The organism is Sphingomonas dokdonensis (assembly GCF_002197685.1).
Lineage (GTDB): Bacteria > Pseudomonadota > Alphaproteobacteria > Sphingomonadales > Sphingomonadaceae > Sphingomonas > Sphingomonas dokdonensis.
The window spans coordinates 455,462-477,215 of sequence record NZ_NBBI01000003.1 but is presented as its reverse complement, the minus strand read 5'-3'; the positions used below and the strand labels follow the sequence as shown (position 1 = coordinate 477,215).

The window sequence follows — 21,754 nt, the reverse complement described above, 5'->3', positions numbered from 1 at the left end:
ATTGCAAGGGGAAAGCGGACAAGGCTGACGACGTGCACGGCCATTCTTTTGCAAAACTGGGCCCCGTTGGACGGGCGCTACACTGGTTGTTCGAACCAGGTGGAGAGGTCGACGCCAAGGGCCGCGCCTTGCTGCTGGGACAGCTGCTGAATTCCACCGCCGCGGCGATCATGGGCTCGTTCTGCTCGCTTGTCGTGGCGGGCGCGGCGCTGATCCGCAGTGGGCAGACTGTCTTTGCGATCTTTTGCCTGATCGAACTCGTGGTGTTGGTTGCCCGTCTGCTTGAATGGCGAACTCGTGTCGCGCGGTCACGAGCGAACCCTGATTATCTTCCATCCATTGACGGCTCGGCGGTGCTGTCGGTCATCTGGTGCGCAACGCAAGGTACGCTTGCGCTGACGGCCATGGTGTCGGGCGATCTGGTGCTCAGCGTCCTGTCCACCACGCTGCTGGTCGCCATGCTGGGTCCGGTGTGCGCACGCAACTATCCCGCGCCGCGCTTCGCCTTTCTGCTGGTGTTGCTCTGCGACCTGCCGTTCGTTGCCGGCGCCGCGCTGTCGGGCGAGCCGTGGCTGCTCGTCATCCTTATTCTCACGCCGCCGTTTCTCCTTGGCGCGATGCAGATCATCCGCACCTTTCATCGCTCGATGCTGCTGATGATCGCGGCGGAAAAGCAGGCGCTCTATCTTGCGGAGCATGACGCACTGACCGGTATCCTGAACCGTCACGGCATGGATGATGCGCTCGGCCGGATCGCACCGGACGCGCACCGCTGCATGGCGCTGCTCAGCATCGATCTCGATGGGTTCAAGCAGGTGAACGACACCCATGGCCACGGCGCGGGGGACGTCTTGCTGATGAAAGTGGCCGATCGCCTGGCGCAGCAGCTCGGCCCCGACGACCTGCTCGCGCGCATGGGCGGCGACGAGTTCATGGTCGTCGCGCGCGGCGTGGCCGCCGATCGCGCCGCCCCGCTGGTCGATCGCCTGATCGAGGCAGTCGCCGATACGCCCTATGACGTTTCCGATGATTGCAAGGTGCACGTCGGCGCCAGCATCGGCTTTGCCTGCCTGCCGGAAGACGCCGCCAGCACGGTGGAATTGCGCAAGCGCGCCGACCTCGCGCTCTACGCCGCAAAGGGCGCCGGCAAGGGCGTGGGCCAGCGTTACCGTCCGCAACTAGACACCGCACGCACACCCGCGCGCGCCGCCAGCAGCCGCGGCGGTCGCCGCTAGAACACGCCGTTCAGCGCCGCTCCACGATCAGCGACTGCACCGCCCGGCCGAACCAGCCGCGCGAATCGCCCAGCCGCGTCATCGCCAGCCCCGCGCCGTCGTCGCCCAGCCACGTCTCCGCGTCGGAAAAGATCCACTCGCCCTCCGGCGCCCGCGCGAAGCTGACGGTCAGGTCGGCGTTGAGGAACGTCCACGCGTCGAACGGCAGCATCGGCGCGATGCCGTTGGAGAAATCCGCCACCGCCATCGCGCGCGTCACCGGCGTCTGCGCCTCACCGGCGATCAGCGCACGGTGCTGGCGAAACCACATCTTGCCCGGACCCAATTGCCCGAAGCCACCGCGGATGCGCCGCATGTCGAAGTTCGCGCCAAAGTTGACGCGGTTCGGCAATTCGTTCTGGAACGTCGTGTCCGGCGCCACGTCGTCTGGCGATCCGGGCCCGCCCGCGATCCCCGCGCCCTCCGGCAGCGCCTCGTCGCCGATCCGCACGCGCAGCACGACCCCCCGCGTCACTTCCTTGCCCGCATGCAGCAACCGCACCTGGACGAGCTGGATCTTGCGCCCGTCGCGGATCACCTCGGCTTCCACCGCGAGCCGATCCACCGGCACCGGCCGCAGCAGCTCCACCGTCACGCGCGCGACGCGCATCGGGCTGGCGGTCGGCACCTGCTCCGCCGCCCAGGCCACCAGCGCGGAAGGGGCGCCGCCATGCTGCAGACCGGGATGCCACGGCCCTGCGGCATAGCCGCCCGCAACGAAGTCGGCGCCATCGCGCGTGAAGATGGCATCGCTCATGTACGGCTTCCCCCAAACAACAAAGGCGTCGGAACAGCCTTATGCCCCGACGCCTCCGCTGTCGCCTGTCGTCTCGATCAGGGCTGCGCGATCAATGCAGCGCCAGCTCGTTGCGGCCAACCACCATGTGGTGCACTTCGTCGGGCCCGTCGGCAAAGCGCAGGTGGCGCACGTCGGCGTACAGCTCGGCGAGCGGCGTGAACTGGCTCATGCCATAGGCGCCGTGGATCTGGATCGCCTGGTCGATGATCTGGCAGGTCTTCTCCGGCACCATCGCCTTTACCATGCTGACCCACACGCGCGCCTCGCGATTGCCAAGCACGTCCATCGCCTTGGCCGCCTTCAGCACCATCAGGCGCATCGCCTCGATCTCGATCCGCGCGCGGCTGACGAGCTCCAGGTTCTTGCCCAGCATGATCAGCGAGCGGCCGAACGCCTCGCGCGAATTGCCGCGCTTCACCATCAGGTCGAGCGCGACTTCCGCCTTGCCGATCGTGCGCATGCAATGGTGGATACGGCCCGGCCCGAGGCGGACCTGCGAGATCTCGAAGCCGCGGCCCTCGCCCAGCAGGATGTTCTCGCGCGGCACCCGCACGTTGTTGAAGCGCAGATGCATGTGCCCGCGCGGCGCGTGATCCTTGCCGAACACCTCCATCGCGCCGAGGATCTCGACTCCCTCGGCATCCATCGGCACCAGGATCTGCGATTGCTGCTGCGACGACGGCGCATCGGGATTGGTGCGCACCATGGTGATCATCACCTTGCAGCGCGGGTCGCCAGCGCCCGAGATATAATGCTTCTCGCCATTGATGACCCATTCGTCACCCTCCAGCCGCGCGGCGCAGCGCACGTTCTTCGCGTCCGAGGAGGCGACATCGGGCTCGGTCATCGCATAGGCCGAGCGGATCTCGCCGGCGAGCAGCGGCTCGAGCCACTGCTTCTTCTGCTCGGGCGTCCCGACCCGCTCCAGCACTTCCATGTTGCCGGTGTCGGGCGCGGAGCAGTTCAGCGCTTCGGACGCGAGCGGCGACTTGCCCAGCTCGGCAGCGATATAGGCATAGTCGAGGTTCGACAGCCCCTCGCCTGTCTCCGCATTGGGGAGGAAGAAATTCCACAGCCCCGCAGCCTTTGCCTTATCCTTGGCACCCTGCAGCAGCTCCAGCTGCCCCGGTGCAAAGCTCCAGCGGTTCTCGCGCCCTTCGCCCAGCCGCTCGAACTCGGGATAGATCGGATCGACGTGGTCGCGCACGAACGCCTTCACCGCGTCGAACAGCGGCCGCACGCCTTCCGACATGCGCAGATCGTCCAGCTCGGGAATCGTGAAGATATTCGACATCAGGCCCACCCTCGGTTTGCAATGGTGCCATTGTACCGCCGCACGGGGCATCGGCGGTAATGATCATCCCTGATCGCACGCATGTCCATCATGCATGACCTACGCGGCGGCAAGCTGCGCCTCTACCAGCGTGCGAAGCCACGCATTGCCGGGGTCGCGCTCTGCCGCCGGATGCCACAACAGCTGCAGCGGCCGCGGCGCGATCTCGAATGGCAGCGGCACGATCTGGTTATCCGCCACCGGCAGCAGCGTCGCGGCATGCGTGCCCAGCAGCGTCAGGATCAGGTCGGATTGCGCCACCACCTGCCACGCCGACCAGATATTCTGACAGCGGATCGCCACCCGCCGGGTTTCGCCCAGCGCCGCCAGTCCCTCGTCTTCCAGCCCCGGACCCGACGGTCGCGGCGAGGCCTGCACGTGATCCGCGGCAAGATACGTCGGGAGGTCGACCGTGCCCGCGATCCGCGGATGGCCGCGCCTCGCCGCCACCACCATCGTATCGGTCTGCAACGGAATTGCGCGTAGCCCCGCGGTCGCATCGCTCGCCACGTCGATCGCGAGGTCGAGGTCGCCGCGCGCAAGCTCCTCGGCCACCTCGCTGCGACGAAAGTTGACGCTCCCCAGCGTCACGCCCGGCGCCGCGCGCACTACCTCGGCGACGATCCCGGCGAATACCCGCGCCTCGTTCGCCTGGCGCAGCCCGATGCGGAAGGCGCGGGTCGATGTCGCCGGATCGAACCGCGCCGCCGCGACCAGCGCCTGCTCCACCCCGTGCAGCGCGTCGCGCACCGGATCGATGATCGAGCGGGCGAGCGCGGTCGGCACGATGGCGTTGCCCGCGCGCACGAACAATTCGTCATCAAACGCCAGCCGCAGCCGCGCCAGCGCGTGGCTCACCGCGGATTGCGACAGATGCAGATGCCGCGCCGCCGCCGTCACCCCGCCCTGCGTATAGATCGCCTCGAAGGTGCCGAGCAGGTTGAGGTCGATGCGGCTGATCGGCCTTATCGCTCGTCTCCGCCAACCCGCGCCGGGTCGAACACCGGCCGTGTCATGGTGAAGGTGTCGGTGTTGCGCAGGTACGTGCCCGCACCATGCATCCGCCCGATCAGCCGCATCGCGGCGGTATCCACGTGCAGCTTGTCAGGATCGGCGATGAATTCGTCGCGAATGTGCGTCACCAGCACCTCGCCTACCGCGATCACCTGCCGCGGGCCGATCTCCAGCACCTCGCGCTTCACACATTCGAAGCTCACCGGGGCGGTTGCGATCAGCGGCGGCGCGACACGCGTCGCGGACGTGGTGGCGATGCCCGCATAATCGATCTCGCTCACCGTGCGCGGCGCATCGACGCACGACAGGTTCATCGTCTCGGCATCCTGCTCGCTCACGAGGTTCACGACGAACTCGCCCGTCTCGATGATGTTGGTCGCAGTATCCTTGTCCGCGCCCTCGGCGTTTTTCAGCAAACCCAGCACCAGCAGCGGCGGATCGTCACCCATTGCGTTGAAAAAGCTGTAGGGTGCGGCATTCACCACGCTGTTCGTGCCGCGCGTCGTCACCCACGCGATCGGCCGCGGCGTGACGGTGGAGACGAGCAGCTTGTAGCGCTGCCGCGGCGGCAGATCGGCCATCACGAATTTCATGGTCGACGCTTCTCACCGATCGCGCGCAGAGGAAAGCTCAATGCGCGCGACATTGTTCGCCCGCGTGGTCAATAATCACCGTCACCGCCCGCATCGAGCGTGTCCAGAAATGCCGTCGCCTGTGCGAGCGTGCTCGCCTGCGCCGCCGCCGACTGCCGATCCCAGGTGCGGTACGGCATGGCAAGGCGGCGGTTGCTCCCCAGCTTGTCGCGATGCCGGTCAAGAAAGTGCCAGTAGAGCGCGTTGAACGGGCAGGCATCCTCGCCGACGCGCTTGGTCACGTCATAGCGGCACTGGCCGCAATAATCGGACATGCGGTTGATATAGGCGCCCGACGACACATAGGGTTTCGATCCCAGCAGACCGCCGTCGCCGAATTGGCTCATGCCCAGCGTGTTCGGCAGCTCCACCCATTCATAGGCATCGAGGTACACTTCCAGGTACCAATGATGCACCGCCTTCGGATCGGCCCCGATCAGCAGTGCGAAATTGCCGATCACCATCAGCCGCTGGATATGATGCGCATGCGCGGTGGCGAGCGTCTGCCCCAGCGTTTCGGCCAGGCATTCGAGGTCGGTCTGCCCCGTCCAATACCAGCCGGGCAGCGCCCGCGTGTGGCCAAGGAAGTTGCGCTCCACATAATCGGGGCCTTCGCGCCAGTAGATCCCGCGCATATATTCGCGCCAACCCAGGATCTGTCGGATATAGCCCTCGACCGAATTGATCGGTGCATGTCCTGCCGCATAGGCGGCCGCCGCGCGCCGGCACAGGTCGAGCGGGTCGAGCAGCCCGGCGTTGATGTACGGCGACAGGATGGAGTGCCACAGGAAGCGCTCGCCGGTCAGCATCGCATCCTCGTAATCGCCGAACTGCGGCAGCGCATTGGCCATGAAACTGGCTGCCTGGCGCTCGGCATCGGCTGCGGTCACGGCATAGTCGAACCCGTCCAGGCTACCGGGATGGTGCGCAAAACGTTGTTCGACCAGGGCAATCACCTCGCGGGTGATCGCGTCGGGCGTAAAGGCCAGCGGCTGCGGCATCAGCAGGTCACGCTCGGCTGCACGGCGGTTTTCCTTGTCGTAATTCCACCGGCCGCCCACCGGCTTGCCGCCTTCCATCAACAATCCCGTGGCGGCGCGCATGCGGCGATAGAACCATTCCATGGTCAGGACGCTGCGGCTGCTCGCCCATTCCTCGAATGCGGCGTGCGAGCAGATGAAGCGCGTGTCGGGCCGCTGGTCGACGGGCGTGCCGAACAGCGTTTCCCACCCGTCGAGCATCGCCGCGACACGCCACTCGCCCGCTTCCGTCACCACGATGCGATCCGGCGCGTGGCGCGCGATCGCGCGGGCGATCTCGCCGGTGAAGCTGCCGCTATTGTCGGGATCGTCCAGCCGGACGTAATCCACCGTCCAGCCCGCGTCGCGCAGCGCCTCGGCATGGTGCCGCATGGCCGACAGGATGAAGACGAGCTTGGTCTTGTGATGACGGACGTATTGCGTCTCCTCCGCCACCTCCATCATCAGCACGACGCTTGTTGCCGGATCGGCGGCGGCAAGCGACGACAGGTTCAAGGAGAGTTGATCGCCCAGGATCGGCACAAGCACTGTCACCGGGCACCAACGCCTGCGCTCACCCCGCGATCCAGCGCGCAGGTGCGGCGTGGCGCGGGCTAGCCTCGCGCCGGAAAGTATGTGTCCGGGTCGCCCGGCTTCCACGGCGCAAGGCGCACCATCGCCGTCTCGAACAGCGTCGATCCGACAAACTGGTCCAGCCACCAACGGACATGCGGCACCGGCTGCGCGTCGAACCAAGCCCGGTCGATCGACGCGAACTGCCGGACGAAGGGCAGCACCGCCGCATCGGCAAGGCCCATCGTTGCCCCGCACAGATATGCCGACGTACCCAGACGATCGTCGAGCGGGCGTAACATGTCTAGGCATACCACCCGGTGCGTTGCCGGATCGCTGCCGTGCCGCTCGGGATATTTCGCACGATCGAGGTGATGCTTGAACGGGCCGTCGTTCGCCTCGATCAATTGCCGGTCGTCGTGTGCGAGCCAGCCTGCCGGATCGTGCCGCGCGAGTGCCCAGCGCATGATATCGATGCTCTGGTCGATCACCGCGCCATCGGGCAGCACCAGCACCGGCACGGTCGCCTTGGGCGAAGCGGCACGCAAGGCATCCGGCTTGGCCGACAGCTTCACCTCGCGGACGATACAATCGGTGCCGCTCGCCAACAGTGCCAGCCGCGCCCGAATCGCAAAAGGGCAGCGTCGAAAGGAATACAGAAGCGGCACGGCGGGCATCGCGTGTCAGATAGGCCATGCCCCTACGGCGTGCCAGCGCCCGCTATCGGCAAACCGCTGTGGCGACGACCGGCAGGCCGGTATAGACGGTGGAGATCAGGCCGACCACCGCGCTGGCGGCGGCGAGGCGATCCAGAAAGACGCCGCCATGCCAAGCGCAGCGCAGGCGCCACGTCATCCGTCCCAGCACCGCGCAAAAGGCGAGCCACAACGCGATCAGCAGCGCCCGGCCAAGACCAACCGGCCCGATCGCGACGTCCTGCCAGCCACGGGCGCAGACGAGCCCCTGGGCGCCGTAGATCGCCGAAAAGGCGACCGCCCAGACGATGAGCCCCGCCACGGCGCGCAGCAGCGCGATCACGCGACCAAACCCGGCAGATGCGTCGCCAGCAGCACGATGACGCCGCTCGCCGCGCCATAATCGGTCCACAAGGTGGCAATGCGCCGCTCCGCGCTGCGCCGTGCCGAAAGGTACCCCGCCCGCCCGCGCCGATGAACGAAGATCTGGATGAGCAGCGCCACACCGACGTGGAACAGCGCATAGCCGATCATCACCGCGATCACGGCATGATAGGCGTGCCCGGTCGGCGCCGGTGCGCGCAGCAGCGCCGTGGCGAGCAGCGCGCCGAACAGCAGCGCGAGGCCGGCCCCGGCCATCCCGGAATGCCCCTCGCCATCGCGCGCCAGCCGTCTGGTCGCCGCCCGCGCACCGACCACGGCAAGGCCCGCGCCAATGACGCCAAGCGCCGGTTCGATCAGCGATCCCGCCATCAGCCGCGGCGGCGGCCAACCGGGCGCCACCGTCCACAGATAGGCATAGCCGAACAGCAGCGACCCGAAAAACGTCGCATCGGCCAGCAGCACGAACACGCTGCCCCACCAGCCCGGCGGGTCGCGCGCCTCCCAATGCGTCACCGCCGTCTCGCCGCCACCGAGCGGCAGCGGGCCGATATCGGTTCTGCGCCCAAGCACCGCGGCCCAGCGCCAGCCGAGCACGGCGACGCCGATCAGCGGCACCGGCGCGATCCAGTAGAGGCCAAGCAGCATGGCGACGAAAAACGCGCCCGTCACCGCCGCGGTCCAGATTGGCAGGCTGGTGTTGCCGGGCAGCACCACGATGTGATCCAGCCGCCCGCTCGCCGTCTCCACCGCCAGCGTTTCGCGCCAGCCGTGGCGGGGCTCGCCCAGATACCCCTCGCCGCGCGCCAGTTCGAGCGCCAGCGCCGGCCGCGCCGCCAGCGGATCGCGATCGTCGACGTTGGGGATGCTGGCGATGTTGTAGGAGGGCGAGGGCAGCATCATCGCCCATTCCAGCGTGGTCGCGCCCCACGGATTGCGGCGTGTCCGGGGCGCGTGAAAGAATTGCAGGCTGAGGTCGATGATGAACAACGCGATGCCGAACGCCAGCACGAAACTGCCGACCGAGGACAGGAGGTTGTAGCCCGTCCAGCCCAGCCCCTCGGGATAGGTCTCGATGCGCCGCGGCTGCCCCAGCAGGCCCACCACGTGCATCAGGAAGAACGTCATGTTGAAGCCGATGAAGATCAGCCAGAAGGCGGTCACGCCGAGCGTATATTGCCGCTGCCGCCCGATCAGGTGCCCCAGCCAGTAATAGGCGCCCGCCAGCATCGGAAACACGAACCCGCCGACCAGCACGTAATGGAGGTGCGCGGTCACGAAGGCGGTGTCGTGCGCCTGCCAGTCGAACGGCACCACCGCCACCATCACCCCCGTCAGGCCGCCCATCACGAACACGAAGAAAAAGCCGAGGAGATAAAGCATCGGCAGCCGCATCTGCGGCCGTCCCGACCACAAGGTGCCGATCCAGGCGAAGATCTGCACCCCCGTCGGCACCGCCACCAGCGTCGACGCTGCCGAAAAGAACGCCAGCGCCATGTGCGGGATGCCCACCGCGAACATGTGATGCACCCACAGGCCGAAACTCAGAAAGCCGAGCGCCAGGATCGCCCCGACGATCCAGCCGTAGCCAAGGATCCGGGTGCGCGCCATCACCGGGAGGATGGTGGAGACCACCCCCGCGGCGGGCAGGAAGATAATGTACACCTCCGGATGGCCGAACAGCCAGAACAGGTGCTGCCACAGCAGCGCATCGCCCCCGCGCGTGGCATCGAAAAACGGCCAGTCGAACGCCCGCTCCAGTTCCAGCAGCACCGATCCCAGGATCAGCGGCGGAAAGCCGATCAGCATCATCATCGCCGTCACCAGCATGTACCAGGCGAACAGCGGCATCTTGTCGAGCGACATGCCCGGCGCGCGCAGCTTCAGGATGGTGACGACGATATCGGCCGCTGTGACGATCGCGGAAATCTCGACAAAGGTGATGCCGAGCAGCCAGAAATCGGCGTTGATCCCCGGCGAATAGGGTTTTGACGACAGCGGCGTGTACATGAACCAGCCCGCGTCCGGCGCCACGCCGAGCAGCATGGCTAGGATCAGCAAGCTGCCCCCGAACAGATAGCACCACCAGCCATAAGCGGTGAGCCGCGGAAAGGCGAAGTCGCGCGTGCCCAGCAGCTTGGGCAGCATGTAGATCGTGAAGCCCTCGAACATCGGGATCGCGAACAGAAACATCATGATGCTGCCGTGCATCGTGAACAGCTGGTTGAAGATCGCCGGCCCGACAAAGGCACTGTGCGGCGTCGCCAGTTGCGCGCGGATCAGCATGGCCAGCACGCCGCCGATCAGGAAAAAGCCGAACGCGGTCAGCATCAGCCGCTTACCCAGCGTGCTGTGGTTCACCGTGGTCAGCGCGCCGCGCCACCCCGGCGGCGTTCCCCAGATCGCCTCGAACTGACGGTGCAGCCGCAACGCCTTCATGCGCCGCCCTCCCGTTGAAAGCGCGCCCAGCCGGCGGGGTCATGCGCCACCACACGAAACACGTGGCCGGCATGGCCGACGCCGCAATATTCGGCGCACACGCCTTGATAGACGCCTGGCGCATCCGCCTCGATGCGCAACACGTTGCGGTGGCCCGGAATGGCGTCGAGCTTGCCCGCCAGCCGCGGCACCCAGAAGGCATGGATCACATCGCGCGAGGTCAGCGTCACGTCGACCGGTCGGCCAGCGGGGATATGCAGCACGCCCTTGGTGCGGATGGAACCCGCGCCGGCCGCCGGCTGGGTAAAGGACCATTGATATTGGCTGCTTTCGGCGGCCACCTGAACCGCCGGCACGTCGCCACGCGGCAACAGCCGCTCGCCGACGACCAGCGCAAAGGTCAGCAGCGCAGTCAGCACCACGCCGGGAAAGATCAGCCCGCCGCCCACGATCCACCGCCGCACCGATGCGTCGTGCGAGGCGCGTGGGCGAAACGCCAGCAGCAGCAGCGCCGTGACGAAAAGGAAGATCGCCGTGGCGCCGGCCAGCATCACCCACCAGATGGTGTTGATCGCGCCTGCTGCCGGGCCGGCCGGATCCATGGTGGACAGCGGCCCGGCACAGCCTGTTGAAAGAATCGCAAGGCCGGGCGTTGTTCGGCCAAACACCCTGGCTTGAAGGACCGCACCATGCGCAGCACGCAAGACGTCGAGGATCAGCTTACCGACCCGATCAGCGCCAATCCGCAGTTCAACCGCGCCGAATCGAAGATCGCGGTGGCCGGCCATCCGATCCACGCCATGCTTGTATCCTTCCCCATCGGTCTCACCGCCTGTGCGCTCGGCGCCGACCTGTTCTATTGGTGGACGGGCGACATCTTCTGGGCGCGCGCGGCGCTGTGGAGTGCCGGCATGGCCTTCCTCATGGGGCTGCTTGCCGGCCTGTCGGGCACGGTGGAGCTGCTCAGCGTGCCCGGCATCCGCGTGCGTGCCTCCAGCTGGACGCACTTCATCATCGCCATGACGCTGCTGGCGGTGCTCGGCGCGAATTGGGGCTATCGCCTCCACGGCTACGAACAGGCGCTGCTCCCCTACGGGCTGATCCTGTCGGTCCTGTCCGCCGCAATGGTCGCCTTCACCGGCTGGCATGGGGGCAAGCTGGTCTTCGACTATCAACTCGGCACCTCGTCGACCGGCAATTGACGACCGCGCGGGCTTTGCAGCCAGTCGGGCACGATGTCGGTGCCGATATCGGGCTTGCCCAGCACCAGCAGCAGGATGCAGGTCATCAGGGTCAGGCCGGCGATCACCAGCGGCAGCGGGGGCGACGGCTGGCGCCGGTTGTTGTGCTCTCCCATGCGCACCACCAGATTGCCGATCCAGGCGTGCAGCGCGACCAGCCCGGCGACCAGCGCCAGCTTGGCGAACATCCACGGCACGAATACGCCGCGCAGGAACAGCAGCGCCGTGCCCGCCGCCACCGCCACCACCGCCGCCGGGGTCAGCAGGTGGGTATAGCCATAATGGGTAAAGCGGCGGATCCGTTGGTACTGGATCTGGCCGTCGTCGCGCCGGTGCTCCGCCAGCAGCAGTGGCAGGCCGATCAACCCGGCGCCCCACAGCAGCAACGCCGCGATGTGCACCCCTTTCACGATGGTGATGGCCAGCATCATGCCGGTCGCGTCGTCCAGCCCGCGCTCCAGCCGCGCCGCGCGACCCAGGCGGCGATGATCGCATACGGCAGCATTGCGGGCACCCACATGATGAGGCCGGCGAGTTGCTGGTCCTCAAGCGGGCTCACGCCATAGGCGAGCGGCGCCACCAGGTGATGCGGATAGAGCGGGCGCGGCGCAAAGGTCAGGATCGCGCCGAGCAGCCCCATCTGCCCGACCGCCGCCGCGATCGTCAGCATCGCCGTCGGCAGCGCGTCGCGCGCAGCGAACACCGCCCGCCAGAACCACCAGGCCGTCGCCAGCAACGACAGCTGCATCAGCCAGTAGAGCGCCACCGATTGCAGCGCCTCGGTGTACAGCGCCGGCACGTGCCACAGCCACAAGGTAATGGTCGAGACGGCGAACGGCAGCGCAAGCCCCTGCGCGCGGCCGGCGGGTATGGCCAGCGCCAGCAGCGGCGCGGCAATTGCGACGAGCAGCACGTGGTGCACGATGCGCGCGGCGAACAACGCGCTGCTGAGCGCGCAAAGCGGCGACACGAAGATGACCAGCAAGGTCAGCACGGCGGCCGCCAGCAGGCGCCGTTCGTTGCTGCCGGCGCCGCGCGCCACGATGGCGGTGCCGATCGCGAGGGCGAGCAACAACCAGGGATCGAGATTCCAGCGAGCAAGAAGCGCGGCCGGCGCGGGCGCCTCTCCGCAATAGGCGACAAAGAGCGGCATGGCGTCGTCCTTTCCGTTCAAGCGACGGTGGTGCGGCGTCATCGGGTCAGAGCCTGAAGAAGCGCTTGTCCTGTGCGGCCCCTACAAATGGGGGGGCGGCAGCCTTATTGAACGTGATCGGGGGCGAAGTCCACCAAACGGCCGTGGCCCCTGTGTAACGTTATGTGTCGGCGCGCTGGCTCAGCGTGCGTTGCACGGCATCGCGCCATCCGGCGACGAGCGGCGCGCGCGTTTCGGGCGTCATCGACGGCTCGAAACAATGTTCGCGTGACCACAAGGCCGAAAGTGTGCCGAGATCAGGCCAGATCCCGGCCGCAAGCCCTGCATGGAAGGCCGCACCGCGCGCGGTTGTCTCCAGATCCGCCGGGCGTTCCACCGCCATATCGGTGAGATCGGCGAGGAACCGGCACAGCCAGTCGTTGGCCGCCATGCCGCCATCGACCCGCAAGACCTCCGGGCGGCTGCCACCGTCAGCCACCATCGCCTCCGCCAGATCCAGCGTCTGATACGCCACCGCTTCCAGCGCGGCGCGGGCGAGATGCGCGGCGGTCGTGTCCAGCGTCAGCCCATGGATCGAGCCGCGCGCATCGGGGTCCCAGTGCGGCGCCCCCAGCCCGACGAACGCCGGCACCATGTACACGCCGTGGCTGTTCTCCACCTTGGTCGCCATGTCGTTGGTCTGGCTTGCATGGGTGATGATGCCGATCCCGTCGCGCAGCCATTTCACCGCAGCGCCCGCGACGAAGATCGATCCTTCCAGCGCGTACGTCGTCTTGCCGTTCAGTCGATAGGCCGGCGTGGTGAGCAGGCGATGCTTCGATTCCACCGCCTGATCACCCGTGTTGAGCAGCATGAAGCAGCCCGTTCCATAGGTCGATTTCGCCGCACCGCGCTCGAAGCATGCCTGCCCGAACAGCGCCGCCTGCTGGTCGCCCGCCATGCCCGCGATGGGGATCGCAGCGCCGAACAGCGACGGGTCAGCCGTGCCATAAACGTGCGCGTTGTCATGCACTTGCGGCAACATTGCGGGTGGCACGCCGATCAGCCGGCAGAGCTCCTCGTCCCATGCCCCGCGGTGGATGTCGAACAGCATGGTGCGACTGGCGTTGGTCACATCGGTCGCGTGCACCTTGCCCCCGGTCAGCCGCCAGAGGAGGAAGCTGTCGATGGTGCCGAACGCCAGCTCGCCGCGCTCGGCACGCGCGCGCGCATCGGCGACATTGTCGAGTATCCAGGCGATCTTGGTGGCGGAAAAATACGGGTCGATCAGCAGGCCGGTGCGCGCCTGGATCAGCGCCTCGGCACCCTCCGCCCGCAGTTTTGCGCACAACGGCGCACCGCGCCGGTCCTGCCAAACAATGGCGCGGTGGATCGGCTCACCGGTGGCACGATCCCATACCACCGCCGTCTCGCGCTGATTGGTGATGCCGATCGCGGCGATGTCGCCTGCCGCCACGCCGCTCTTGCCGATCGCCTCGCGTGCGGTCGCCACGGCATCGCGCCAGATGTCCTCCGGATCATGCTCGACCCAGCCGTGTGCGGGGTAATGCTGCGGGAACTCGACCTGCGCGATCGCGACGCGGCGGGCCTGATCGTCGAACAGCACGCTGCGCGTCGACGTCGTCCCTTGATCGATCACCAGGATATGCGCCGCCACAAAACTCTCCACCTGAACGTTCGAGTGAACCTTGGCACCTTTCGGACGAACGTCAAACACTTTCGTTTGGGTAAGTTTTGGCGTATGGCGGTGAGATGGCGGAGATTGATGGAATGGCGGCGAATGTGGCGGTGGACGGCGTGGACCTGCTGATCGTTGGTGGGGGGATCAACGGGGCGGGGATTGCGCGCGATGCGGCGGGGCGCGGGCTGAGCGTGCTGCTGGTGGAGCAGGACGATCTGGCGAGCCACACCTCCTCCGCGTCGACCAAGCTGATCCATGGCGGTCTTCGCTATCTGGAATATGGCGAGTTCCGGCTGGTGCGCGAGGCGCTGATCGAGCGCGAGCGGCTGCTCAACATGGCGCCGCACATCATCTGGCCCCTCGAGTTCGTGCTGCCGCAGAACCAGTCGCCACGTCCGGCCTGGATGGTCCGGCTGGGGTTGTTCATGTACGATCACCTTGGCGGGCGTGAAAAGCTGCCGGGGACGCGCACGGTCGATCTGGCGCAGGCCGCGGTCGGCGCTGGCCTTAACCCGCGAAAGGGAAAGGCTTTTATCTACTCGGATTGCTGGGTGGAGGACAGCCGGCTGGTGGTGCTGAACGCGATGGACGCGGCTGCGCGCGGCGCCACCATCGAGACGCGCACGCGGCTGGTGGATGCGAGCCGCGTCGCCGGCGGCTGGGAAGCGATCGTCGAAGGGCCGGAAGGATGCCGCACCGTACGGGCCAAGGTGCTCGTGAACGCAGCGGGGCCGTGGGTGGCCGACGTGCTCGGCCGGGTACCCGATGCGCGCACCGATCGCGGGGTGAAGCTGGTCAAGGGCAGCCATATCGTGGTGCCGCGGCTCTATCCGGGCGACCATGCCTTCATGCTGCAGAACCCCGATCGGCGCATCGTGTTCGCGATCCCCTACGAGCGCGACTATACATTGGTGGGTACAACGGACGAGGTTTGGGATGCCAAACCGGGCAAAGCCACGATCAGTTCGGAGGAAACCGGGTATCTTCTGGAGACAATCGGCCGCTATTTCGACACGACCGTCAGCGAAAACGAAATTCGCTGGTCCTATGCCGGTATTCGGCCGCTGTATGACGACAAATCGTCCAACGCGTCGGCGGTAACGCGCGACTATGTGCTCGATCTCGATGCCAGCGAAGGCCGCGCCCCGATGCTGAGCATCTTCGGCGGCAAGATCACCACCTACCGCAAGCTCGCCGAGCACGCGATGAAGGAATTGGCACCTTTCTTCCCGCAGGCGAGCGGGGCGTGGACGGCGGGCGCGGTGCTACCGGGCGGCGACATGGCGGACGCCGATTTCGATCGCTTCGTGACCGGGCTGCGCGCGCGCTATCGCAGCTTGCCTCCGGCGCTGCTGCGCCGCCTGGCGCGCGCGTACGGAACACGGATCGACCAGGTGCTCGGCAGCGCGCAGACGGTGGCGGATCTGGGCCAGTGCTTTGGCGGCGACCTGTACCAGGCCGAAGTGGATTACCTCGTCGCCGACGAATGGGCACGGACAAGCGAGGACATCCTGTATCGGCGCAGCAAGCTGGGGCTGCACACGCCCGATCACACCGCCGCGGCGATCGACGCATATCTCGCCACGCCGCAGGTTGCCGAGGCGGCTGTCGCGGGCTGATGCAGCAGAGCGCCGACGTGGTGGCCACGCGCCACCGGCAGATTCTGGAAACGGCGCGGCATACCGGCAGCGTCTCGGTGGACGCGCTTGCCGACGCGCTGGGCGTGACGCCGCAGACGATCCGCAAGGACCTGAACCAGCTCGCCAAAAGATCGATGCTGTCGCGCGTGCATGGCGGCGCCGTGGTGACATCGGGCGTCGGCAATCTGCATTATGCCGAGCGGCGGCTGATCGCGGCGGAAACAAAGGATGCAATCGGCGCGGCGGCGGCGGCACTGGTACCCGACGGATCGAGCCTGTTCATCAACATCGGATCGACCACCGAGGCGATCGCGCGGCACCTGAAGGGCCACCGCGAGTTGATGGTGATCACCAACAATCTGAACGTGGTCGATATCTTGGCCGATAGCCCGGGGATCGAGGTGATCGCGGCGGGCGGGCGCGTGCGGCCGGGCGACCGTGCGGTGGTGGGCGCGCTGGCGATGGACTTCATTCGCAGCTTTCGCGTCGACTTTGCGCTGATCGGGGCCTCCGCGATCGAGCCGGACGGCACCTTCCTTGATTTCGACGTCGATGAAGTGCGCGTGTCGCAGACGATCATCGCACAGGCGCGCAAGGTGATCCTGACGCTCGATTCCTCCAAGCTCGGCCGACCCGCGCCGGTGCGGATCGGCGGGCTGGACGACATCGACTATCTGGTGACCGACGAGATTGACGATGCGCTAGCCACGGCTTGCGATGCGGCAAACGTCACGATCGTCAGGGTGATATGACCAGCCTTTCGCAAGGACGCACGCAGGCGGGGGGCACCAGCCCGGCCGCCACGCCGCACGCGCAAGCAGCGAGGGCAAGAAAGCAGGTGAGCAATGGATCGGCTTGATTTCAACGAGGCGCGCGCGGTCACGCGGCGCCGGTTGCTGGCGGCGGGAATTGCCGGCGGCGGCGCGATGCTGGCGGCGCGTGCGCTGGGTGCCGATGTCGATCTGCGCCTGCCGGGCGGCCCGTCCAAGCGCGCGATGACGAGCGACTTTCCGCAAAAGGGCGCGATGATCCTGCAACGGACGCGCCCCGCACTGCTGGAAACGCCGATGGAGGTGTTTCAGCAATCGCTCTACACGCCCAACGATCGATTTTTCGTACGCTGGCATTGGGGCGACCTGCCAACCAGCATCGATGTCGAGACCTATCGCATCCGCGTCGGCGGGCATGTCGAGCGGCCGCTGTCGATCTCGCTTGCGCAATTGCTGCGAATGCCGCGGATCGAACTGGCGGCGGTGAACCAATGTTCGGGCAATTCGCGCGGCCTGTTCGAGCCGCGCGTGCCGGGCGCACAATGGGGCCATGGCGCGATGGGCAACGCCAAGTGGATGGGCGTGCCGCTGCGTCACGTGCTCGATCTCGCGGGGGTCCGCGGCGGTGCTACGGCCGTGCGCGTCGGTGGCATGGACAAGCCGCTGGTCGCGGGTGCGGCCGATTTCGAGAAGTCGCTGGCGCTCGATCACGCGCGCGACGGCGAGGTGATGCTGGCGTTCGCGATGAACGGCGAGCAATTGCCGCTGCTCAACGGCTTTCCCGTACGGCTGATCGTGCCGGGCTGGTTCTCGACTTATTGGATGAAGACGCTCGACACGATCGAGGTGCTTGCCGGACCGGACGATAATTACTGGATGGCGAAGGCGTACAAGATTCCAACGACGCCGCATGCCAATGTGGCGCCGGGGTCGAAGGATTTCCCGACCACGCCGATCAACCGCATGATTCCGCGATCGTGGATCACCAGCGTCGCGGATGGCGCCACCTATGGCTACGATCCCGTGCTGCCGATCGAGGGCATCGCGATGGGCGGCGACGTGGGCGTCGCGCGGGTCGACATATCGGCGACTGGCGGGCGCACCTGGGAGCCGGCGGCGCTTGGACGCGAGGATGATCGCTACGGCTTCCGCCGCTTCACGGCGCGCGTCAACGTGCCGCGCCCCGGGCGCGTCAAGGTAATGGCGCGCTGCACCAACACACGCGGAGAAACGCAGCCGATGGAAGCGAACTGGAACCCCGGTGGCTATATGCGCAACTGCGTCGAGCCCGTAATCGTGAGGCTCGGCTGATGCGTGCGCCGTCACTCGCCGCCATCGTCGTGGTGCTGATCGCCGGCGGCCTCTTCGTGCTGGTCGCGATCGGCGCGGGCAGCGGCGGGGCGCCGAAGCCGGTGACCTCGGCCGTGCCGCCCGCGCCATCGGTATCCGCCAACGGCTTTGCGCTGACCTCCACCGCGATCGACCTCCCCGATGATGCTGCGACCTATCCTGCCGGTCCGCATGTCGACGTGGTCAATCAACGCTGCCTGTCGTGCCACTCGGCCAGCATGGCGCTGACCCAGCCCAGGCTGACCGCGGCGCAATGGCAGGCGACGGTGGAAAAGATGCGCGATACCTACAAGGCGCCGATCGGCCCGGGCGAGGTGCCGCTGATCGTCGAGTATCTGACGGCGCAACAGGCGGCACAATCGGGCGCACAACAAGCGGCGCCGCAGGAGACGAAGCCGCAGCCGGCCGGCTGAGCGAGACAGGTCGGCTCAATTCACTGTTTCGGGTGACAATAGAAATATCTGTCCTATGGGACAGATCATGAGCATCGTTCCCCCCGACAGCGCGCGCCCGACGATCCGTGATGTCGCGCGGATCGCGGGTGTTTCGATCAAGACCGTCTCGCGTGTCATCAACGATCAGCAATATGTCAGCGCGGACAAGCGCGAGCGTATCCGCGACGTGATGCGCGAGATCGGATTTCAACCGAGCCAGGCGGCGCGCGCGCTGGCCGGCCATCGATCGCACCAGATCGCGCTGATCTGCGACAACCCCAATCCCTGGTACGTGTACGAGATTCAGGCGGGCGTGCGCGAACGCTGCGCGCGCGACCAGGTGCGCATGATCGCGCAGCCATACGACCGCGCCTCGCCGACGCTGCTCGACGACATCGTCGCGCTGCTCGATCAGGCGAATCCCGACGGGCTGGTGCTGGCGCCGCCTGCCTGTGACGATACCCGCGTGCTCGATGAACTGGCGCGGCGGGGCACGCCGTTCGTGCGCCTACAACCGGGCATGCGGATCGACGATGCGCCCGCCGCGCTGATCGACAATGAACGCGCTGCATTCGACATGACGGTGCACCTGCTCGGCCTGGGGCATCGCCGCATCGGCTTTGTCGTCGGCGATCGCAGCTATGCTGCGTCGGGCCAGCGGCTGGCGGGCTATATCAGTGCGCTGAGCGACCATGCCGTCGAGGTCGATCTCGACCTCATCCGGCAGGGGCAATTCGACGTGGCCTCGGGCGAAGCGGCGGCGGACGTGCTGCTGTCGCTGCCCAATCCGCCGACCGCAATCTTTGCCTCGAGCGACGACATGGCGGCGGGCGTGCTCGCCGCGGCGCATCGCCGGGGCTTGCGCGTGCCGGAGGCGCTGTCGGTTGCCGGTTTCGATGATGGACCCACGGCGACGATCGTGTGGCCGGCGCTGACGACGGTGCGCCAGCCGGTGCGCGCACTGGCCGATGCGGCCACCGACCTGCTGCTCGCCGCAGCACCCGTGAACAAGGCGGAACAGCGGCTGTTGGGCCACGAAGTGGTGCCCCGCGCGTCGACGGCGCCACCAAAAGGTTGATTAATCCGTCCGCATAGGTGACACCGTTGTCCTACGGGTTGTTGGAGTAGGATAATGGTGGAGGGGATCGGCAACACGCGCCGATTGTTGATCGTTGGGCTGGCCTTCACGGCGATCATGCTCAACTATGTCGACCGGCAGATCATCGCGCTGTTGAAGCCGATGCTGCAGGGCGAGTTCGGCTGGAGCGATCGCGACTACAGCCACATGGCCTCCGCCTTTCAGTTCTGCGCGGCCGTGGCGTTCCTTGGCACCGGCTGGTTCATCGATCGCATCGGGCTGCGGCGCGGCTTCGCCATTGGCGTCGGCGCGTGGAGCCTGGCCGGCATGGCGCATGCCTTTGTCGGCAGCGTCGGCGGATTTGTCGGCGTGCGCGCGGCGCTGGGCGCCGCTGAATCGATCGGCACGCCGGCACAGGTGAAGACCGCGGCGACCTATTTCCCGCCCGAACAACGCTCGCTGATGCTGGGCGTCGGCAACATGGCGTCGAACTTTGGCGCGGTGGTCGCACCGCTGACCATTCCGGCGCTCGCGCTGTGGCTCGGGTGGCGCGCGGCGTTCCTGATCGCCGGCGGGCTGGGACTGTTGTGGGTGGTGGCGTGGCTGTTCGTCACGCCGCGCACCTCGCGCACGCCCGGTGCGCCGGGCGCCGCCGATGGCGATCGCGGCGCCTCCGTGCCGTGGACCGCGCTGCTGCGCGACCGGCGGCAATGGGCGGTCATCGCGGCCAAGGCGCTGAGCGATCAGGTGTGGTGGTTCCTCCTGTTCTTCATGCCCGACCTGTTCCATCGCATGTTCGGGATGAGCCAGGGCAGCCTCGGCGTGCCGATTGCGATGATCTACTTCCTCGCCGCGCTCGGCAGCCTCAGCGGCGGCATCCTGCCGACGTATCTGCTGCGCCGGGGCATGGACGTGAACCGCGCGCGCAAGGGATCGATGCTGCTCTACGCCTGCCTCATCCTGCCGGTGCCGCTGGTGCTGCTGACGGGCGATCCGTGGGTAGCCGCGGGGCTGCTGGGGCTGGGCCTGTTTGCGCACCAGGGCTTTTCCACCAACGTGTTCGCGATGACGGCGGATATCTTCCCCTCGCGCATGATCGGCACCGCGATCGGGATCGGTGCGTTTGCCGGCAACCTGTCGGGCATGGGGATGATCGAGCTGGCCGGCTGGTCGCTCGACAACGGCCATGGCTATACGCCGCTGCTCCTGATCTGTGGCGGATCGTATCTGGTGGCGCTGCTGCTCATCCACCTGCTGGTGCCGAAGCTGGTGGTGGCCGAGCCTGGTATCGCAAAGGTGGCGCCGACCGGACATTGAGCCCGGTCAACGCGGGGCAGCCGGTCGGGCGTGGCTTACCAAAGCACGCCCTTGACCGGCTGCAGCGGGCCGGGCGCCGCGTCGCCGATCGCCTGCAGCAGGTCGATCTCGATCGTGCGGCACATGGCCGAAAGCGGCACGTCGTGGACCGTATCGGCGAACGGATCGACCAGATCGTCACCGATCTGCAGCACCGCGAGGAACATCAGCCCCGCCATGGTCGACCCGAGCGGGGTTGCGAAGCCCAATGTCTCCACAAGGCCGATCGGCAGCAGCACGCAGAACAGGTGCGTGAACAGCGTCGGGAAGAAGCGATATTGATTGGGAAGCGGCGTGTTCTTCAGCCGCTCCATGCCGCCCTGCGCGTTTGAGATGTCGACCAGCACGCGCTCGATCGCCGATTGCTGGATGGTATCGATCCAGCCACGCTGCACCGCATCGGCGATCCGGCGGCCGGTGCCGTCGACCAGGCCATTGGCCGGGTTCGTGCGGGCAAGCGCCGGCTCCGCCTCGCCCTTGGACAGGAAGCGCAGCACCTCCTCGTCGGGTTTCTGCCGCCGCAATTGGCAGCGCAGGGCGTGCACATAGGCCACTTGGCGGAGCACGATGCTCCGCTTCAGATCGACCGCTTCCTCGGGCAGGAAATTGCGCGCGCTACGCGCCAGGCTGCGCGAGGCGTTGATCATCGCGCCCCACAGGACGCGGCCCTCCCACCAGCGCTGATAGGCCGAATTATCGCGAAAGCCGAGAAACAGCGCCAGCGCCGAGCCGAACAGGGTGAGCGGCAGCGATGGTGCGCGGAACGGCAGAACATAATAGGTGAGCGTCACCACCACATCCCACACGAACAAAGCCGCCAGCGGCTTCCAGACTTGGCTGACGATGTGGCTAAGGCGCGGTGCGGCTCCGACGATCATCGCCGCCCAACGCC

The 21,754-nt window shown here is 67.0% G+C and carries 21 protein-coding genes; 8 read left to right on the top strand and 13 right to left on the bottom strand.

Features of this window, described 5'->3' with window-relative positions; all coding sequences use genetic code 11:
- Positions 1-86: 86 nt before the first annotated feature.
- The gene (locus tag SPDO_RS10690) at positions 87-1,235 is read left to right on the top strand and encodes a GGDEF domain-containing protein (protein WP_245829386.1); all 1,149 of its coding nucleotides are present in this window, start codon (positions 87-89) and stop codon (positions 1,233-1,235) included.
- Between the two features lie 10 nt (positions 1,236-1,245).
- Here SPDO_RS10690 and SPDO_RS10685 read toward each other — a convergent pair whose 3' ends face one another.
- The 9 genes from SPDO_RS10685 to coxB form a co-directional block, all read right to left on the bottom strand.
- Complete coding sequence (locus tag SPDO_RS10685; RefSeq protein WP_088367432.1) at positions 1,246-2,031, bottom strand: thioesterase family protein; 786 nt, start codon at positions 2,029-2,031, stop codon at positions 1,246-1,248.
- A 91-nt stretch (positions 2,032-2,122) separates the two neighbouring features.
- Positions 2,123-3,367 (bottom strand): acyl-CoA dehydrogenase family protein, encoded by a 1,245-nt coding sequence (locus SPDO_RS10680; protein ID WP_169716256.1) that lies wholly within the window; start codon positions 3,365-3,367, stop codon positions 2,123-2,125.
- 99 nt (positions 3,368-3,466) lie between these two features.
- A complete protein-coding gene (locus tag SPDO_RS10675; RefSeq protein ID WP_281252579.1) occupies positions 3,467-4,345 on the bottom strand; it encodes a LysR family transcriptional regulator in 879 nt (292 codons plus the stop codon).
- Positions 4,346-4,371: 26 nt separating this feature from the next.
- Positions 4,372-5,013: a flavin reductase family protein gene (locus SPDO_RS10670; protein ID WP_088367429.1), complete on the bottom strand. Its 642-nt coding sequence runs from the start codon at positions 5,011-5,013 to the stop codon at positions 4,372-4,374.
- Positions 5,014-5,081: 68 nt separating this feature from the next.
- Entirely contained in the window at positions 5,082-6,626 is a 1,545-nt protein-coding gene (locus SPDO_RS10665) for a cryptochrome/photolyase family protein (RefSeq protein WP_211280049.1), read from the bottom strand.
- 59 nt (positions 6,627-6,685) lie between these two features.
- Positions 6,686-7,321, bottom strand: coding sequence for a glutathione S-transferase (locus SPDO_RS10660; RefSeq protein WP_088367428.1), 636 nt, complete (start codon positions 7,319-7,321; stop codon positions 6,686-6,688).
- Positions 7,322-7,364: 43 nt separating this feature from the next.
- Positions 7,365-7,682 (bottom strand): hypothetical protein, encoded by a 318-nt coding sequence (locus SPDO_RS10655; protein WP_088367427.1) that lies wholly within the window; start codon positions 7,680-7,682, stop codon positions 7,365-7,367.
- A complete protein-coding gene (gene ctaD / locus SPDO_RS10650; protein WP_088367426.1) occupies positions 7,679-10,159 on the bottom strand; it encodes a cytochrome c oxidase subunit I in 2,481 nt (826 codons plus the stop codon). Before ctaD ends, SPDO_RS10655 begins: the two co-directional genes overlap by 4 nt.
- On the bottom strand, positions 10,156-10,761 hold the full coding sequence (gene coxB, locus SPDO_RS10645) for a cytochrome c oxidase subunit II (protein WP_143559636.1): 606 nt from the start codon (positions 10,759-10,761) through the stop codon (positions 10,156-10,158). Before coxB ends, ctaD begins: the two co-directional genes overlap by 4 nt.
- 87 nt (positions 10,762-10,848) lie before the next feature.
- On the opposite strand from coxB, the gene SPDO_RS10640 reads away from it, so the two are divergent.
- A complete protein-coding gene (locus SPDO_RS10640) occupies positions 10,849-11,361 on the top strand; it encodes a DUF2231 domain-containing protein (RefSeq protein WP_088367520.1) in 513 nt (170 codons plus the stop codon).
- Here the strand turns inward: SPDO_RS10640 and SPDO_RS10635 are convergent.
- From SPDO_RS10635 to glpK, 3 genes are all read right to left on the bottom strand, one after another.
- Positions 11,331-11,831, bottom strand: a complete 501-nt coding sequence (locus SPDO_RS10635) for a CopD family protein (protein ID WP_088367521.1) — start codon at positions 11,829-11,831, stop codon at positions 11,331-11,333. The genes SPDO_RS10640 and SPDO_RS10635 overlap by 31 nt on opposite strands.
- The gene (locus SPDO_RS10630; RefSeq protein ID WP_088367519.1) at positions 11,828-12,553 is read right to left on the bottom strand and encodes a cytochrome c oxidase assembly protein; all 726 of its coding nucleotides are present in this window, start codon (positions 12,551-12,553) and stop codon (positions 11,828-11,830) included. The genes SPDO_RS10635 and SPDO_RS10630 overlap by 4 nt, the downstream gene beginning before the upstream one ends.
- 160 nt (positions 12,554-12,713) lie before the next feature.
- Positions 12,714-14,210: a glycerol kinase GlpK gene (gene glpK / locus SPDO_RS10625; protein ID WP_088367425.1), complete on the bottom strand. Its 1,497-nt coding sequence runs from the start codon at positions 14,208-14,210 to the stop codon at positions 12,714-12,716.
- 95 nt (positions 14,211-14,305) lie between these two features.
- Here glpK and SPDO_RS10620 point away from each other — a divergent pair, with 95 nt between their 5' ends.
- The 6 genes from SPDO_RS10620 to SPDO_RS10595 all read left to right on the top strand — a co-directional run bounded on the left by SPDO_RS10620 (position 14,306) and on the right by SPDO_RS10595 (position 20,823).
- A complete protein-coding gene (locus tag SPDO_RS10620; RefSeq protein WP_245829384.1) occupies positions 14,306-15,853 on the top strand; it encodes a glycerol-3-phosphate dehydrogenase in 1,548 nt (515 codons plus the stop codon).
- Entirely contained in the window at positions 15,853-16,626 is a 774-nt protein-coding gene (locus SPDO_RS10615) for a DeoR/GlpR family DNA-binding transcription regulator (RefSeq protein WP_088367424.1), read from the top strand. The genes SPDO_RS10620 and SPDO_RS10615 overlap by 1 nt, the downstream gene beginning before the upstream one ends.
- Positions 16,627-16,719: 93 nt before the next feature.
- Positions 16,720-17,955: a molybdopterin-dependent oxidoreductase gene (locus tag SPDO_RS10610; RefSeq protein WP_088367423.1), complete on the top strand. Its 1,236-nt coding sequence runs from the start codon at positions 16,720-16,722 to the stop codon at positions 17,953-17,955.
- Positions 17,955-18,407 carry a hypothetical protein gene (locus SPDO_RS10605; RefSeq protein ID WP_211280047.1) on the top strand — a complete coding sequence of 151 codons (453 nt, stop codon included), beginning with the start codon at positions 17,955-17,957 and terminating at the stop codon, positions 18,405-18,407. The genes SPDO_RS10610 and SPDO_RS10605 overlap by 1 nt, the downstream gene beginning before the upstream one ends.
- Positions 18,408-18,474: 67 nt before the next feature.
- The gene (locus SPDO_RS10600) at positions 18,475-19,506 is read left to right on the top strand and encodes a LacI family DNA-binding transcriptional regulator (RefSeq protein ID WP_088367517.1); all 1,032 of its coding nucleotides are present in this window, start codon (positions 18,475-18,477) and stop codon (positions 19,504-19,506) included.
- 54 nt (positions 19,507-19,560) lie between these two features.
- Complete coding sequence (locus tag SPDO_RS10595) at positions 19,561-20,823, top strand: MFS transporter (protein WP_088367422.1); 1,263 nt, start codon at positions 19,561-19,563, stop codon at positions 20,821-20,823.
- A gap of 35 nt (positions 20,824-20,858) precedes the next feature.
- Here SPDO_RS10595 and SPDO_RS10590 read toward each other — a convergent pair whose 3' ends face one another.
- A complete protein-coding gene (locus tag SPDO_RS10590; protein WP_088367421.1) occupies positions 20,859-21,740 on the bottom strand; it encodes a bestrophin family protein in 882 nt (293 codons plus the stop codon).
- Positions 21,741-21,754 lie beyond the last annotated feature (14 nt).

Bases quoted from the DNA above. Each gene is read 5' to 3' on its own strand.
- SPDO_RS10635 (WP_088367521.1), bottom strand. From the start codon at position 11,831: ATGATGCTGGCCATCACCATCGTGAAAGGGGTGCACATCGCGGCGTTG.
- SPDO_RS10670 (WP_088367429.1), bottom strand. From the start codon at position 5,013: ATGAAATTCGTGATGGCCGATCTGCCGCCGCGGCAGCGCTACAAGCTG.
- SPDO_RS10640 (WP_088367520.1), top strand. From the start codon at position 10,849: ATGCGCAGCACGCAAGACGTCGAGGATCAGCTTACCGACCCGATCAGC.
- SPDO_RS10615 (WP_088367424.1), top strand. From the start codon at position 15,853: ATGCAGCAGAGCGCCGACGTGGTGGCCACGCGCCACCGGCAGATTCTG.
- coxB (WP_143559636.1), bottom strand. From the start codon at position 10,761: ATGGATCCGGCCGGCCCGGCAGCAGGCGCGATCAACACCATCTGGTGG.
- SPDO_RS10620 (WP_245829384.1), top strand. From the start codon at position 14,306: ATGGCGGAGATTGATGGAATGGCGGCGAATGTGGCGGTGGACGGCGTG.
- SPDO_RS10610 (WP_088367423.1), top strand. From the start codon at position 16,720: ATGGATCGGCTTGATTTCAACGAGGCGCGCGCGGTCACGCGGCGCCGG.
- SPDO_RS10685 (WP_088367432.1), bottom strand. From the start codon at position 2,031: ATGAGCGATGCCATCTTCACGCGCGATGGCGCCGACTTCGTTGCGGGC.
- ctaD (WP_088367426.1), bottom strand. From the start codon at position 10,159: ATGAAGGCGTTGCGGCTGCACCGTCAGTTCGAGGCGATCTGGGGAACG.
- SPDO_RS10600 (WP_088367517.1), top strand. From the start codon at position 18,475: ATGAGCATCGTTCCCCCCGACAGCGCGCGCCCGACGATCCGTGATGTC.
- SPDO_RS10590 (WP_088367421.1), bottom strand. From the start codon at position 21,740: ATGATCGTCGGAGCCGCACCGCGCCTTAGCCACATCGTCAGCCAAGTC.
- SPDO_RS10605 (WP_211280047.1), top strand. From the start codon at position 17,955: ATGCGTGCGCCGTCACTCGCCGCCATCGTCGTGGTGCTGATCGCCGGC.
- SPDO_RS10595 (WP_088367422.1), top strand. From the start codon at position 19,561: ATGGTGGAGGGGATCGGCAACACGCGCCGATTGTTGATCGTTGGGCTG.
- SPDO_RS10660 (WP_088367428.1), bottom strand. From the start codon at position 7,321: ATGCCCGCCGTGCCGCTTCTGTATTCCTTTCGACGCTGCCCTTTTGCG.
- SPDO_RS10630 (WP_088367519.1), bottom strand. From the start codon at position 12,553: ATGCCGCTCTTTGTCGCCTATTGCGGAGAGGCGCCCGCGCCGGCCGCG.
- SPDO_RS10680 (WP_169716256.1), bottom strand. From the start codon at position 3,367: ATGTCGAATATCTTCACGATTCCCGAGCTGGACGATCTGCGCATGTCG.